At 67.7% G+C, this 13966-nt stretch carries 12 protein-coding genes; 4 read left to right on the plus strand and 8 right to left on the minus strand.

The features are described from left to right. The first annotated feature begins 114 nt into the window (after nucleotides 1–114). Both ACFV6E_RS16835 and ACFV6E_RS16840 read left to right on the plus strand, forming a co-directional pair. A complete protein-coding gene (locus ACFV6E_RS16835; protein WP_385462293.1) occupies nucleotides 115–1221 on the plus strand; it encodes a Gfo/Idh/MocA family protein in 1107 nt (368 codons plus the stop codon). 173 nt (nucleotides 1222–1394) lie between these two features. Then, nucleotides 1395–2738 carry an MFS transporter gene (locus tag ACFV6E_RS16840; protein ID WP_385462296.1) on the plus strand — a complete coding sequence of 448 codons (1344 nt, stop codon included), beginning with the start codon at nucleotides 1395–1397 and terminating at the stop codon, nucleotides 2736–2738. 57 nt (nucleotides 2739–2795) lie between these two features. On the opposite strand, the gene ACFV6E_RS16845 is transcribed toward ACFV6E_RS16840, so the two are convergent. Then, nucleotides 2796–3944 carry an ROK family protein gene (locus ACFV6E_RS16845; RefSeq protein WP_385462299.1) on the minus strand — a complete coding sequence of 383 codons (1149 nt, stop codon included), beginning with the start codon at nucleotides 3942–3944 and terminating at the stop codon, nucleotides 2796–2798. A gap of 311 nt (nucleotides 3945–4255) precedes the next feature. Here ACFV6E_RS16845 and ACFV6E_RS16850 point away from each other — a divergent pair, with 311 nt between their 5' ends. Beyond that, the gene (locus ACFV6E_RS16850; RefSeq protein ID WP_385164828.1) at nucleotides 4256–5074 is read left to right on the plus strand and encodes an IclR family transcriptional regulator; all 819 of its coding nucleotides are present in this window, start codon (nucleotides 4256–4258) and stop codon (nucleotides 5072–5074) included. A 22-nt stretch (nucleotides 5075–5096) separates the two neighbouring features. Here the strand turns inward: ACFV6E_RS16850 and folP are convergent, their stop codons facing one another. The 5 genes from folP to ACFV6E_RS16875 all read right to left on the minus strand — a co-directional run bounded on the left by folP (nucleotide 5097) and on the right by ACFV6E_RS16875 (nucleotide 10105). Continuing rightward, nucleotides 5097–5897 (minus strand): dihydropteroate synthase, encoded by an 801-nt coding sequence (gene folP / locus ACFV6E_RS16855; protein ID WP_385462453.1) that lies wholly within the window; start codon nucleotides 5895–5897, stop codon nucleotides 5097–5099. 83 nt (nucleotides 5898–5980) lie between these two features. Then, nucleotides 5981–6865, minus strand: a complete 885-nt coding sequence (locus tag ACFV6E_RS16860) for a bifunctional 5,10-methylenetetrahydrofolate dehydrogenase/5,10-methenyltetrahydrofolate cyclohydrolase (protein ID WP_385462302.1) — start codon at nucleotides 6863–6865, stop codon at nucleotides 5981–5983. Further along, nucleotides 6862–7764 (minus strand): formyltetrahydrofolate deformylase, encoded by a 903-nt coding sequence (purU, locus tag ACFV6E_RS16865; RefSeq protein WP_385462305.1) that lies wholly within the window; start codon nucleotides 7762–7764, stop codon nucleotides 6862–6864. The genes ACFV6E_RS16860 and purU overlap by 4 nt, the downstream gene beginning before the upstream one ends. Further along, on the minus strand, nucleotides 7761–8636 hold the full coding sequence (locus ACFV6E_RS16870; protein WP_385462308.1) for a methylenetetrahydrofolate reductase: 876 nt from the start codon (nucleotides 8634–8636) through the stop codon (nucleotides 7761–7763). Before ACFV6E_RS16870 ends, purU begins: the two co-directional genes overlap by 4 nt. A gap of 107 nt (nucleotides 8637–8743) precedes the next feature. Next, the gene (locus ACFV6E_RS16875; RefSeq protein ID WP_385164816.1) at nucleotides 8744–10105 is read right to left on the minus strand and encodes an aminomethyl transferase family protein; all 1362 of its coding nucleotides are present in this window, start codon (nucleotides 10103–10105) and stop codon (nucleotides 8744–8746) included. 235 nt (nucleotides 10106–10340) lie between these two features. Here ACFV6E_RS16875 and ACFV6E_RS16880 point away from each other — a divergent pair, with 235 nt between their 5' ends. Then, on the plus strand, nucleotides 10341–12254 hold the full coding sequence (locus ACFV6E_RS16880; RefSeq protein WP_385462311.1) for an FUSC family protein: 1914 nt from the start codon (nucleotides 10341–10343) through the stop codon (nucleotides 12252–12254). Nucleotides 12255–12279: 25 nt separating this feature from the next. Here ACFV6E_RS16880 and ACFV6E_RS16885 read toward each other — a convergent pair whose 3' ends face one another. Beyond that, on the minus strand, nucleotides 12280–13236 hold the full coding sequence (locus ACFV6E_RS16885; protein ID WP_385164811.1) for a catechol 2,3-dioxygenase: 957 nt from the start codon (nucleotides 13234–13236) through the stop codon (nucleotides 12280–12282). Further along, nucleotides 13214–13942 carry a GntR family transcriptional regulator gene (locus ACFV6E_RS16890; protein WP_385462314.1) on the minus strand — a complete coding sequence of 243 codons (729 nt, stop codon included), beginning with the start codon at nucleotides 13940–13942 and terminating at the stop codon, nucleotides 13214–13216. The genes ACFV6E_RS16885 and ACFV6E_RS16890 overlap by 23 nt, the downstream gene beginning before the upstream one ends. Between the last annotated feature and the right edge of the window lie 24 nt (nucleotides 13943–13966).

Genomic DNA, 13966 nt, shown 5'->3' on the forward strand with positions numbered 1-13966 from the left:
CGATCAGGCTTTCGCTTAATCTAAGCGAAAGCCTGCCTTGATGGACAACTATCAGGCGATTCTTTCGATCGTCCCAGGCTTTAATGGCCATGGGGCTGGAAGGTTAGGTGCGTCATGGGTCGACTGCGCGTGGCAGTTGTCGGCACGGGTTTCATGGGGTCCGTCCACTCTCGGTCCGCCACGGTCGCCGGCGGTGAGGTGGTGGGGGTCGTGGGGTCGACTCCCGCGAAAGGCCGGGAGGCTGCCCACAGGTGGGGCGCCGGTCAGGGATTCGACTCGATCGAGGATGCGCTCCGAGCGGGCGTAGATGTGGTGCACGTCTGCACGCCCAACGTTACGCACGCCGAGTTTTGCCGTACCGCCCTGACTGCAGGTGTCGCGGTGGTCTGCGAGAAGCCGCTGGCGACCGATCCGGCGACGGCCCGGGAGCTCACGGAGCTGGCTGCCGAGCGGGGTCTGGTCACCGCCGTTCCGTTCGTCTACAGGTACTACGCGTCCATCAGGGATGCCCGGGCTCGTCTCGCGCAACCGGGGCACCGCCCGCCGTGGCTTGTCCACGGGAGTTATCTCCAGGACTGGCTCGCCGACTCCGGCGCAAGCAACTGGCGGGTGGACCCGGCTGCGGGCGGTGCGACGCGAGCGTTCGGGGACATCGGCGTGCACTGGTGCGACCTGGCCGAGTTCGTCACTGGGCAGCGCATCACTCGCGTCAACGCCGGCTTCGGGCGCTCGACCGACACCCGGCCGTCCGTCGACGGGACGCAGGTGCCCGTCGCGACCGAGGACGGCGCGGTGGTGCTTCTGCAGACGGACGCCGGCGCGGTCGGGTCGGTAGTGGTCAGCCAGGCGTCGGCGGGCTACAAGAACGCCCTGTCCTTGTCGCTCGACGGTCCGGACGCGAGCTATTCCTTTCAGCAGGAGAGCCCGGAGTCGCTGTGGATCGGGGGCCGCGACAGCAACCAGGTGGTGATGCGGGATCCTTCTCGGCCGGGAGCGCCCGTGGGACGTGCGGCCGGCCTGCCCTCGGGGCATCCGCAGGGGTACTACGAGAGTTTCGCGGACTTCGTGGCGGACACGTACGCCGCGATCGGCGGCGAGGAGGTGCCTGGGCTGCCCACTTTCGCTGACGGTTTGCGTGCGGCTCAGCTCTCCGCAGCGGTCGTCGCGTCCGCGGGCAGTGGCGCCTGGGTGGATGTGCCGCAAGCGCTCCGAGCCGCTTAGCGGCCCCCCGTCCGGAAGGCGTTGCTCGCCGATCCATCTGCGCCGCCCTCGGCCGGATGCCCCGGGGTGAACTGGAACCTGGCAGCACCAAATGCCCTTCATGTGTCTGTACCGCAGAATGACTGACTGCTATACAGGACGGGTCGCACCAGATCACTCAAGGAGGAGTGCCCATGGCGTCCCGTCCAGGTCCGGGCAGAATCGCGCTGGCCAGCTACATCGGCAGCGTGATCGAGTGGTACGACTTCAACATCTACGGGCTGGCGGCGGCTCTGGTGTTCAGCCAGCAGTTCTTCCCGGAGTTCTCCGACACCGGCGGCACGCTCGCTTCACTGGCGGCCTTCGCCGTCGGCTTCGTTGCCCGCCCGCTGGGAGCCCTCGTCGCCGGTCACTTCGGTGACCGCTTCGGCCGTAAGTCGGTCCTGGTCTTCTCCCTGCTCACCATGGGAGTCGCGACCACCGCCATAGGACTGCTGCCCACCTACAACACCATCGGGGTGTGGGCCCCCGTCCTGCTGGTCGCGCTGCGGCTGGTGCAGGGGATAGGCGTCGGCGGCGAGTGGGGCGGAGCTGCCCTCATGGCCGTCGAGCACGCGCCCCCCAACCGCCGGGCTCTCTACGGATCGTTCCCTCAGATCGGCATCCCCACCGGCATCCTCGTCTCGCAGCTGGCTTTCCTGCTCATGACCCAAGTCTTCTCCACTCGGGCGATGGAGGACTGGGCTTGGCGCCTGCCGTTCCTGTTCAGTGCTGTGCTGATACTGGTCGGCTTGCTGGTGCGGATGTCGATCACGGAGACTGATGAGTTCGAAAAGGCCCGTGAGAAGAACGACATCGCCCAGATTCCGCTGGTGGAGGTCTTCCGCCGCTCACCTCTCCACGTTCTCTCCGGCAGCCTGCTGTCCCTGGCCGGCCCCACGCTCGGCACGTTCCTGTCCGTGTACATGGTGAGCTACGGAACTCATCAGCTGGATCTGGACAGCAGCACCATGCTGTGGATCAGTGTGGGCCTCAGCCTGCCGTGGATCGCGATGATGCTCGGCGCAGGACGAGCCGCCGACCGCGTAGGCCGCAAGCGGATGTTCATGGCCGGCACGGGTCTCGCGGTGCTCGCCGTGTATCCGATGTTCCTGTTGGTGAACACCGCAGTCGTGCCTCTGGTGTTCGCCGGCCTGCTGCTGATGACGATGGCGAACTCGATGATCAACGGAGCGCAGCCGGCCATGCTGACGCTCATGTTCCCCGCGTCCGTCCGGTACAGCGGAGCATCGCTCTGCTTCCAGATCGGCTCCATCGTGGGCGGCGGCATCGTGCCGCTGGTCGCCGAGTCCCTCTTCGCTCGCTTCGACACCTCGATAGCGGTTGCCGCCCTCATCAGCGGAGTCTGCGCAGTGAGTCTGCTGGCCGTGATCCCGCTCAAACGGGCTCTGCTCGACGTTGGCTCTGTGCCGACCGTGACACACGAATCCACCCGGACGGACCCGGACGAGGCCGTCGCGCTGCAACAGTCGACGTAGCTGGAAGGGCGGCTCCGCAGACCACGTCAGAGGCATCAGGCACGTTCTGTCATGCCGTCACATGATGCTCGCGGAGGAGCCGTTGAAGAGTCTGTGCCGGACTCCGGATCCCGGAGCTCCCTGAGGCAGCCACTGGCCGAGGAGTTCCGGGTGCAGGAGTTCGTCCACGGCGAGCGTGGCTGCGCCCATGACGCCTTCGCGGCCGGCCAGGCCCACTTCCGTAATAACCAGTTCGTCCGTGGCCAGGGGGAGGGAGCGCCGTTGCACCACCTCGGTGAGCGGGCCGCGCAGGGTCTCGCCCGCCCGGGCCAGGAGACCAGAGACGAAGACCGTGGTGGGGTTCAGGACACTCACCAAGGTGGCGAGTTGCGCGCCGATGAGTTCGCCTGCCCTGGAGACGAGTTCGACGCAGACCGCGTCCCCCTCCGAGCAGCCGTCCAGCACATCCTCGACCGACAGGGCAGTCCCTGGACGGGCCAGACGGTCGGCGAGGAAAGGACTGCGTCCCGCCAGGCCCGCGGCGCGGGCGTCACGGGTCAGAGCCCAGCCGCCGGCCAGGGCCTCCAGACACCCGTACTTGCCGCACCGGCACCGGTGCCGCGACTCCTCGGCCACGATCGTGTGGCCCAGGTCTCCCGCCGCGCCGCGGGCCCCACGGTGCAGTCGGCCCCCGGAGATCAGCCCCAGGCCGATGCCGGTGCTCGCTTTGACCAGCAATACATGCTCGCCGGAAGTCGCATGTTCTTCACTCCAAGCCCCCAGGGCCATCAGGTTCGCGTCGTTGTCGACCCACGCCGGTACCCGGAAGTGGTCCTCCAGCCGGTCTCGAAGGGGGAAACCATCCCATCCCGACATGATCGGTGGCTGGACGGCGACACCGCGGGCGAAATCCACCGGCCCCGGCACCCCGACGCACACTGCCCACAGCCGGTCCTCGTATTCCGGCACGAGGAGCTGTGCACTGGCCTCGTAGAGGGCGGTGAGGGAGGCGTCGGGGCCGGCGTCGATGTCCCAGGCCGACCGGTATTCGCCGAGGAGGGTTCCGTCGAGGTCGGCCAATGCAGCGCGCACCTGCGTCGCTCCGAACACCGCAGCCAGAACCACGGCCCGGCCGGGGACGATCCGCAGGACCCTGGAGGGCCTTCCGCCGGTGGACGGCGCAGGCTGCCCCTCCACGACCAGACCAGCCTGGAGCGCCTGGTTCACCCGCTGGGTGATCACTGTGCGGCCCAGCCCCGTGGCACGACTGAGCTCGGGCCGTGTCACGGCCGTACCGCTCCTGATCATTCTCAAGATCCATGAAAGGGTCTGAGTGTGGTCACTCATGCGTGATTCTTTCCGTCGGCCCGTCCAGGGCACCGCCGTGCCCCCTCTTCCACCAACGCGGAGTCCACAGACCTCCGGGACCGGAGGACCCCGCGCACAAGGAGCTTATGGTGCCGTCACCCGCCCAACGGGCCGTCCGTGGGCAGGCCACACCCTCGGTACCACCCCGCCCCGCATGGGAAGCTGAGTGCATGGAAACCCCACCCCAACGTCTCGGCGAGATGCCGCCGCTGGACGACCGCGCGACTCCTGCCTATCCGATCGCGTCGGTGGAGAACACCCTGCGCATCCTGCTGCTCATCAGCGAGCGCGATCACCTCAGTCTCGCGGACGTCGCTGCGGAACTGGGTGTCGCCCGTTCTAGCGCGCACCGCCTCATGGCGATGCTCGCCTACTACGACTTCGTCCGGCAGGACGCTGTCTCCCGGGTGTTCAAGCCTGGCGCTGCCCTGGTGGACGTGGGCCTGTCCGCAGTACGCGCCCTCGACATCCGCGCCCTCGCCAGGCCCGTGCTGACGGAGCTGGCGGCGGCCACGGAGATGACCGCACATCTCGCGCTTCCCCGGGGCCGGGACATCCTCTACATCGACGGCGTCGAGAGCCGCCGGACGATCCGGGCCGCGCTGCGCACGGGGGACACCTTGCCGGCTCATGTCACCGGGGTAGGGAAGGCATTGCTGGCAACACTGAGTGATGAGCAGTTGCTCCAGCTGTACCGGGACGCCCCGCCGCAAGCTGTGACGGACAAGTCGATCGCCACCGTCGAGGGTCTGATGGCGGCTGTGGGCATCGCCCGCGACGCCGGATATGCGGTCAACCGCGGTGAGAGCGAACCAGGTGTGCTGTCGCTGGGAGTCGCCGTGCGTCTGCCTGAGCCGGGGATGTACGCCGCGCTCGGTCTGGTCTGCCCTGAATGGTCTGCCGAACCTGGGTGGGAGTCTCAAATGGCTGCGCGGCTCAAGTCGGCAGCCGAGGAATTGGCCAAGGGGATGAGCACGTACCACCCCTGACAGGGGTGTGCCCCACAGAGCGTCAGCCGCGGCGGGCAGGGGAGTGCCAAGCCCTCGCGACGCGTACTGCATCGCGGTTGGCCGGCACGTCATGGACCCGTATTCCCCAGGCGCCGGCCGAGGCCGCCAGCGCGGAGACCGCCGTGGTGGCGGCGTCCCGGCCGGCCGGTACGCCGCCATGAGGTGTCGCGCAGACAGTGGCGAGGAAAGACTTGCGTGAAGCGCCCACGAGCACGGGCAGCCCCAGACCGGTGAACACATCGAGGTGCGAGAGCAGAGCCCAGTCGTGCTCGGGGCGCTTGGCGAAGCCCAGCCCCGGATCCAGCACGAGCTGTTCCCGGGCCACGCCCTGAGCCGAGAGCTCGTCCAGACGCCGGCACAGTTCGTCGCGGACCTCCGCGACGACGTCTCCGTAGCCCGCGTGGCGATGCATCGACCGGCTGGGGGCGCGCCAGTGCATGACGACGAAGGGAGCGCCGGACTCCGCGACCACACGAGCCATCTGAGAATCGGCGAGGCCGCCACTGACGTCGTTGACCATGCAGGCCCCGGCTCGCAGAGCAGCGCGCGCCACGTCGGCGTGCATGGTGTCGATGCTCACCCGCACGCTGCCGGCGCTGAGTTCGCGGACGACCGGCAGGACCCTGGAGAGCTCTTCTTCTTCTGGTACCGGCACAGCTCCAGGTCGAGTGGACTCGCCGCCCACATCGACGATGTCGGCGCCTTGGGCGGCCAGAGTGAAGCCGTGGGCAACGGCCCGCTCGGTTCCCTCGTGCAAGCCACCGTCGGAGAACGAGTCCGGGGTCACGTTGAGGATCCCCATGACGACGCATCCGTTGCCGTGAAGGTCCTCCCGCAGGCCTTCCGGCCGCAAGACGGTCCCGGAAGTGGCTCTCGCTCCGGGTGTCAGCTGCACGTTCGCTCCTGCTCGAATGCCAGCAGGGTGTTTGTCAGCAGAACGGCAATGGTCATGGGCCCCACGCCGCCCGGCACCGGGGTGATCAGGCGTGCGATACCCCGCAGTTCATGGGCTCGAACATCGCCTTCCAGGCCCTCGGGAGTGCGGTGGATGCCTACATCGATGACGACAGCGCCTTGCTTGACGTGTTCGGCGCCGACAAGACCGTGCACGCCGGCGGCGACGATGAGGATGTCGGCCTGCCGGGTCAGGGAGGCAAGGTCGACGGTGTGCTGGTGGGCGACGGTGACGGTGGCATCGCGTTGCAGGAGCATCCTGGCCATGGGGCGTCCGACCAGGGCGGAGTGCCCGACCACGACGGCATGCGCACCCCGCAGTCCGACGTGTGCCCCGTCCAGGAGATGGAGCACCCCGACCGGGGTGCATGGGCGCAGTCCGTGTGCTCCGCGGGCCAGCAGGCCGGTGCTGGCGGTGGTCAGCCCGTCGACGTCCTTGCTGACCGGGATGCGGTCGATGAGCGTCGCCGCATCAAGGCCCTCGGGCAGGGGCAGCTGGAGGAGGATGCCGGAGACCTCGGAATCCTGGGCGAGTTCGTCTATGACGGCCGCGACTTCCGCCTGGGCGGCGTTACCGGGCAGGTAGCAGTGCATGTCCCGCATGCCCGCCTCCCTGATTGCCCGCCGTTTGGCAGTTACATACGCGACGCTCGCGGGATCGTTGCCGACCAGGACGGTGGCGAGGCCGGGTACCGCTCCGTAGCGCTGGGCTGCTGCGGCGACGTCCTGCGCCACCTTCGTCCGCAGCGCCCGGGCTTCAGCTGTCCCGTCGAGAAGCAAGGTCGTGGCAGTCTTTCCGGTGACCGTTGTTGTCATGAGAAGACGATCGTGTGGTTGCCGTGGCGGATGACCCGGTCCTCGGCGTGCCACAGCACAGCGCGCGAGAGCACGGCGCGCTCGACATCGGCGCCCCGGCGCATGAGGTCGGCGGTGGTGTCCGCGTGGGTAGCGCGGGCGACGTCCTGCTCGATGATGGGGCCCTCGTCGAGGTCCTCGGTCACGTAGTGGGCGGTGGCGCCGATGAGCTTCACTCCGCGTTCTCTGGCCTTGGCGTAGGGCCCGGCGCCGATGAAGGCCGGCAGAAAGGAGTGGTGGATGTTGATGATGGGCACGCCGACCTGCTGGATGAAGTCGCCGGAGAGGATCTGCATGTAGCGGGCCAGGACGACGAAGTCGACGTTGTCCTTCAGCAGCCGTATGTGCTCGGCCTCGGCTGCGGACTTGTCCGGGCCCATGGACGGGACGTGGAAGAAGGGGATGCCGAAGGTGCGGACCTCTTCTGCCGTGTCGGGGTGGTTGGAGATCACCATGGCGATACTGACCGGGAGTTCGCCGCGCCGATGGCGCCAGAGCAAGTCGAGCAGGCAGTGGTCCGACTTGGAGGCGAAGATCGCTACCCGTTTGGGAACGGAGAGGTCTCGCAGTGTGAAGGAGAGCTCGAAGTCTGTGGCCAGTTCGTGCCTCAGCTCGTGGCTGATCTCCGGCAGTGCGGCTTGGAGTCCGTCGAGCGAGAAGATGGTGCGCTGGAAGAACGCCCCGGATTCAGGCACGGAATGCTGGTCGAGGCAGATGATGTTGGCACCCCGACGGCTGAGCAGGGTCCCGACGGCGCCGACGATGCCGACCCGGTCCGTGCCCTGGACGATCAGCGAGGCCTGGTGAGCGGGGGTGCGCAGCGAAGAGGCCCGTGCAGGGCTCGTTTGGATGACGGTCACTTCAGACCCTCCGTGGTGCGGAATTCATCGATCCAGGTGGAAGTCGCGCTCAGCCCACCGAAGGTGTAGAAGTGCAGCTTCATCTCGCCGTGAGTGGCAGCGTCGTATCCTGCGGCCAGTGCGCGGATGAACCGGTCAGGGCCGGCCGTACCCATGAGGTTGGTCAGGGACAGTCCGTACTTGCGGGCGATGGAGGTACTTGTCCCGACTCCGAAGCGGGCAGCGTACGACAGCAACCTGCGTACACCTGCGGGGCCGGGAACCCCCACCCGCACGGGCCAGTGGATCTCACGTTCACGCAGCTGGGCTGTCCATTGCAGGACGGGTTCGGCGTCGAACCCGAACTGGGTGATGATGTCGCCTTCCAGCCCCTCTGCGGCCAGGAGCGCTGACTTCTCCTCCAACGCGGCCCACAGCGCCTCGTCCGGGATGTTCGGGTGGCCTTCGGGGTAGCCGCTCATACCTACGTGAGTGACGCCGTACTGCTTGAGCAGTCCCGTACGGATGACGGCCATTGAGTCGGTGTAGGGGCCGTGCGGGTGGGTGGGGTCGCCTCCGACGACGAAGACGCTCTGTTGCGTCCCGTCCTCCCGCAGGGCGGCAAGGAATTCCTCCAGCCGCTCCTGCGACTCGAGCCGGCGAGCGGAGATGTGCGGAACCGGGTTCAGACCGAGGCTGCGGACAGACCGTGCCGCTTCGCGCCTCAGAGGCAGGTCCTCGTTGCCCAGATAGGTCACGTTGATCCGAGTGCCCACGGGCAGGGATTCCGCCGTGACCTGGAGCTTCGGTGTGTCTTTGCCCGTCATCTCCAGAGAGAAGTCCCGCAGCAGTAGCTCCGCTCCGGTGATTGAGGGGGTGGAAACGGTGGTCATCGTGCTCCTTGCTCGCTCGTGGGCGGCGCGATGTGCGGGGTGTTGCTGTCCGGCCGGCCGGTGTTGCGGGGCAGGAAGCGGATACCGGCCGGCCGGAGTCGTAGGGCCTACCGGTCGCGGTAAGTGCTGCGGGCGAACTGCACGTACGGGGCGGGGGCGACGGTGGCACGGATGCGCACCTGCCGGTGCTTCTCGACGCCAGGCTTGCCGGAGTTGGGGCTTTCGCCCCAGACGACAGTGACCTCGGTCCCGGGCTCGCTGTGGGCGCGGTCGACAGTGGCCAGTGAGACCATGGCGCGCTCGTTGGCGATGTAGCCGACGTCCATGGAGAGGCCGGCGAGCTCGCCGTCGACGAGCACCTTGTCGCTCTGGTGCAGGGCGTACCGGGCCTTGGGGAACTCGATGAACTTCGCGGGGAGCTCGTCGGACTGATAGAGCGAGCCGATCGCCTCCGCGACGTCCTGGGCGTTCCAGACCAGAGTGACCTTGGTGCGGGGCGGGTTCTTCGCGATCTCCTCAAGTGCCTCGCGGCCGACGAAGTCGTGGTCGAAGGCGACGATGCTGCCGTAGCCGATGTCGTAAGGGGTGACTTCGTAGTCGCGGACGTCCTCGGAGTCCATCGATCCGCCGAGCGAACCCATGGACGCGGTGGGCAGCCACTCGCGGTAGCCCTTGAGCTTCTCGCCGGAGAAGACGGCCGGGAACGGTGCCGGCACCCAGGCGGACTCCAGATTGGCGGTGGAGTAGGCCTTGGCTCCGGCGCGGACGAGCCCGAACTCGTCACCGACGGCGAGGATCGCCTCGCGCACGGCGTCGCCCTCTTCCCAGGGGCCGAACAGCTCGAAGCCGGGCTGGCCCGCCATGCCGTGGCGCAGTCCGCGCACCTCGTGTCCGGCGATGGTGAAGGTGGTCATGTGGAAGAACTTGACCGAGGGCACCGGAGCGCCGGTGACCTTCTCCAGCAGGGCGACCGCGTTGGGGCCCTGGACCTCGAAGCGGTAGACCTTCGGCGGACCGGCCTGGCGGTCGTACGAGTTGTCGTCGCGCTCGGTGGTGGCGTCGTAGTCGCCGGTTTCCAGGTTGTACTGGACCCAGTCGAGCACCATCGGATGGCCGACCAGGTCGAAGTGGTCCTGCTCCAGGTGGAACAGGACGGCGTCGCCGATGAGGCCACCGTCGTGGTTGACGGCGACGTACTGCTTGGCACGGCCGGGACCGAAGTTCTTGAAGCTGTTGACGCCGAGGTCGGACAGCAGGCGCAGAGCGTCAGGGCCCTGGATGTAGAGGTCCGTCATGTGGTGCGACTGGTCCAGCAGCGCGACCGAATCACGCCAGGCACGCTGCTCGGTGCGCCAGTTGGTGAACTCGGCCGCTACCGGGAACGTGTGCGGCCTGATCGGCGAGTTGCGCAGCAGCGCCACCGCTCCGCCGGCCCGCTGAATCGCCTGCTCGACGCTCTCCTGGCTCATGTTCCGCCCTTCCGTGCTGAGTCCGGCTAGGGGGTGTCCTCGGACGTCGGGAAAGTCACCGTCGCCGAGAGTTCACCCACTCCGTCTATCAAGTAGAATGATTGTCTGCTGTGCAGGACACTAGGGCGTGCGTAACGCAGACGCAATACGGGAGTCGGAATTGTCAGCAAACGGGGATCCGGAGACCCCCCTCCGCTCACGAATGTGGGGTGCTCTGCGTGGCCGCGGCATTGGCGTGGATCAAGGCGCGGCAGCCCGCGCCGGTCTTGCGACAGCGCTGGCGCTCGCGGGCGGCACTGCCGCCGGACACCCGGACTGGGGCGCGCTCGCGGCGATGGGCGCGATCAACGGCATCACCACGGACACCGCCACCGGCTACCGCAGGCGGATGACCGGCATCGTGATCCCTCAGCTCGCCTGTGTCGTGGGCCTGACACTGGGACCTGCCATCTACGCGCATGGATGGCTGACGGTTGCGGTGGTCACCAGCACCGCCCTGGTGTCGGGAATCATCTCCGCCATCGGCCCGATCGCTTCCGCCTTTGGGCTGCTGCTCCTGCTCAACACCGTGGTGGGTGCGGGGCTGCCCATGCCAGGGGCCTGGTGGCTGCCGCCAGTTCTGTCGACCGCAGGTGCCGTGCTGTTCCTGGCGGTTCTTCTGGTGGCTTGGCCGCTGAGACCTCTTGCACCCGAACGGGCCGCAGTGGCCTCCGCGTACGGGGCGCTGACCCAGCTTCTGGCGTCCTGCGACCCAGGCACACCGTTGTCCTACGAGGAGGCACGACGCTCGATGACCCTGGCCCTCAACCGGGCCCACGAACTTGTGACGCCCGGCGGGCGCGGCGGGCCGCGCCGGGGCGAGCGCGCTCACCTGGACGCCCAGCTGCGCGCCCTCGCGCCTCTGGTCGAAGCCGCCCCACTGGTACGACTCAGCGACCGGGCACTGCCTCCTGCCTATCTCACCGGTCTGCAGACGCTGACCGCAGATGTGGCGAGTGGCAGCCCGACCGACCCCGAGCCGCCGCTGCCGGCCCCGAGCACCGCCGCTGACTGTGCCGTACGCGAGGGGCTGCTGGAGGCGGCAGCGGTCGTCGCAGCGGCCCACAGAGATCGACGGGAGACCCCTCAGTACGTTGTCGCGCAGCGATCTGCTGCCCTCGGCTCGGGCGCGGCCCGCTCACTGGCGATGCCCGCGACGGCCTGGCGCTACGGCATGCGGCTGGCTCTGTGTATCGGTCTGGCTCAGGCGTTCATCAACGTGATTCCGGTGCCCCGTTCCTACTGGGTCCCGCTCACCGTGACCTTCGTTCTCAAGCCGGACTTCGGGTCGGTGTTCTCCCGGGCCGTTCTGCGGGTGCTCGGGACCGTTCCGGGCCTTGTTGTCGCGGCAGCGGTCTTGGCCATGGTGTCGCGGGGCTGGTGGGACGTGCCCCTTGTGCTGGTGCTCGCTGCCCTGGTCCCGGTTCTGGCTCCGCGCGGCTACGCCCATCAGACGGCCGCTGTCACGCCACTGATCCTTCTGTTGTCGGACCTGCTGAATCGCCAGGGCACCGCGGTACTGCTCCCTCGTCTGATCGACTCCGCGATCGGTTGCGCGATCACGCTGATCGCCGGGTACGCACTGTGGCCGGAGAGCTGGCACACGCGCGTGGGGGCACGGCTCGCCGATGCGGTGGAGGACTGCGCGCTCTACCTCGAAGGCTCGTTCAACCCGTCCGTCCCCGCTGCCGAGTGCGGACACAGGCGGCGCTCGGTCTACCGTGACCTCTCGGCCGTACGGATCGAGATGCAGCGCGCGCTGAGTGAGCCACCGCCCGCAGGACTACGGGCGGCGGCATGGTCGCCGTTGGTCGATGCGGCGGAGCGGATTGTGGACGGGACCACCGCGGCACGCACCGAGGTGCTCCACGGCGCGGCGCCGCCGACTGCGCTGGAGGTGTCCGCGCTGGTCCACAGGGTCCGAATGCTGGCAGTACACCTGAGAGAGCGCGGCCATGCGTCCCCCCTGCCCCTGCCATCGCAGACGTCGGCAGTGGCGGAGCGGCTTCCGCGGTCATCTGCAGATGTTCTGGAGCCGGTCGAACGGGACGTCGCCGCCATGGAGGCGACGACGCTCCGAATGAGGCCGCTTGCGGCTGTGTCCGGATAACCGCCGTGCCTGGGACTCGGCAGAGTCAGCTGGAGACAGGCGGGGTGCCGTGGGTGTGGAAGGACTCAATGGTCTTCAACCCCCATGCCTGCCCCTTCTTCCGCTCCTGTTCGGTCCAGGTGACCAGCGGCCAGTCCGGTGCCAGCACCAACCTGGTGAGCGGGTTGCACAGTTCGATCCTGTTACCGCCAGGCTCGTAGACGTAGAGGAAGAACGTTTGCTGAATGGCGTGCTTGTGTGGGCCTGTCTCGATGAACACGCCAGTGTCGATGGCCAGGTCAGCGGCTCTCAGGATGTCCTCGCGGGTGTCGGTGGCGAAGGCGATGTGATGCAGCCGGCCTTTCGAGCCCGTCCAGTCCTCGGTGTAGACGAGGTCGTAGGACTTCTGAGTGAACGTCAGCCACTGACCGGCGATGCGGCCGGAATCCAGCTGGATCTGCTCGGTCGGGCGGGCGCCAAGCACGTCACGCAGAAAGTCACCGTTGGCTGACACGCTGGAGGCCAGGAAGTTGACGTGGTCGAGACGACGCACACCTACCCCCCGGTTGGGCTTGGCCTGCGGTTGGTTCTTCAGTGCCGGACGCAGCTCCTCGGGCGCCTGGTAATGCTCGCTCTCCCAGTACAAGGCCAGCTCGTGGCCGTCGGGATCGGAGGTGACGAAGAGCTTTCCGAGACCGGGTTCGTCTTCGGCCCACCGGCCTGGCCGGCCACTGTTCTCGATCTCGGTGACCCGTCGGTCGAGTGCCTCCGCACTGGAGACCCGCAGTGCGGTGCGGCGCACCCCGGAAGTGGCGTGCGCGGTCAGCACCAGGCTGTGGTGCTCGTAGTCGTCGAAGGTGCGCATGTAGACGGAGCGCCCCGACTGGCCGCTGACGGTCAAGCCGAGGTAGTCGGTGAAGAAGCTGACACTAGCGTCGAGGTCAGGGGTGAGTAGTTCGACGTGGCCGAGGTGTGCGATGTCACCGAGGGGCGGAGTGGTCATACGGATATCTCTCCTGAACAGGGTGCGGGTAAGGAGTCGGTGCGGCGTCGGCGGAAAGCCGGCGCAGGGCCTGGGCGACGCTCAGCAGATGGGCCCGGGCAGCTGCCTCGGCTGCCTGCGGATTTCCGGCTCGGACCGCTGCAATCACCGCGAGATGTTCATCGAGCGACTGTTGCGGCCGCCCAGGCAGGAGCGCCAGCCGGTAATGGTGCCGTGCGAGTTGTGAGTTGAGCCGGTCGAGCATCTCGGCAGCGGACCGCTGTCGGGAGACATCGATCAGCCGGTTGTGCAGCTGCCGATTCAGTCCGGCGTAGCGTTCGAAGGACTGGGCGGCGGCTGCGGCGGCCATCTCTTCACCCAGATCGACAAGTTCGGCGACTTGTGTATCTGTGGCGAGAGAGGCGGCTCTGGCAGCGCACAGACCTTCGAGCGCCATCCGGCACTCGGTTATCGCCACAGCCTCGTCGAGTGAATACATGCGTACTCGGGTCCCGCGATTGTGGACGCGCTCCACGAGTCCGTCGGCGGCGAGGTCGATCATGGCCGCACGCACACTGCCCCGAGTGACCCCCAGGCGCTCGCTGAAGTCCGGTTCGTGCATGCGCTGGCCCGGTGCGAGGTCGCCGCGCAAGATGGCCAGCCTGAGCTGTTCGAAGGCGAATCTTCTGGCTGGCTCTCCTGAGCCTTCTGGGGTTCGCTGGTGCATGTGTCCCTGCCCGTCAGAAGACGA

The organism is Streptomyces sp. NPDC059785 (assembly GCF_042732375.1).
Taxonomy (GTDB): domain Bacteria; phylum Actinomycetota; class Actinomycetes; order Streptomycetales; family Streptomycetaceae; genus Streptomyces.

What these genes read in the sequence shown, in the direction of transcription:
- ACFV6E_RS16835 (WP_385462293.1), top strand. Translation starts at nt 115, where the DNA reads ATGGGTCGACTGCGCGTGGCAGTTGTCGGCACGGGTTTCATGGGGTCC.
- ACFV6E_RS16840 (WP_385462296.1), top strand. Translation starts at nt 1,395, where the DNA reads ATGGCGTCCCGTCCAGGTCCGGGCAGAATCGCGCTGGCCAGCTACATC.
- ACFV6E_RS16850 (WP_385164828.1), top strand. Translation starts at nt 4,256, where the DNA reads ATGGAAACCCCACCCCAACGTCTCGGCGAGATGCCGCCGCTGGACGAC.
- folP (WP_385462453.1), bottom strand. Translation starts at nt 5,897, where the DNA reads ATGGGGATCCTCAACGTGACCCCGGACTCGTTCTCCGACGGTGGCTTG.
- ACFV6E_RS16860 (WP_385462302.1), bottom strand. Translation starts at nt 6,865, where the DNA reads ATGACAACAACGGTCACCGGAAAGACTGCCACGACCTTGCTTCTCGAC.
- ACFV6E_RS16870 (WP_385462308.1), bottom strand. Translation starts at nt 8,636, where the DNA reads ATGACCACCGTTTCCACCCCCTCAATCACCGGAGCGGAGCTACTGCTG.
- ACFV6E_RS16875 (WP_385164816.1), bottom strand. Translation starts at nt 10,105, where the DNA reads ATGAGCCAGGAGAGCGTCGAGCAGGCGATTCAGCGGGCCGGCGGAGCG.
- ACFV6E_RS16885 (WP_385164811.1), bottom strand. Translation starts at nt 13,236, where the DNA reads ATGACCACTCCGCCCCTCGGTGACATCGCACACCTCGGCCACGTCGAA.
- ACFV6E_RS16890 (WP_385462314.1), bottom strand. Translation starts at nt 13,942, where the DNA reads ATGCACCAGCGAACCCCAGAAGGCTCAGGAGAGCCAGCCAGAAGATTC.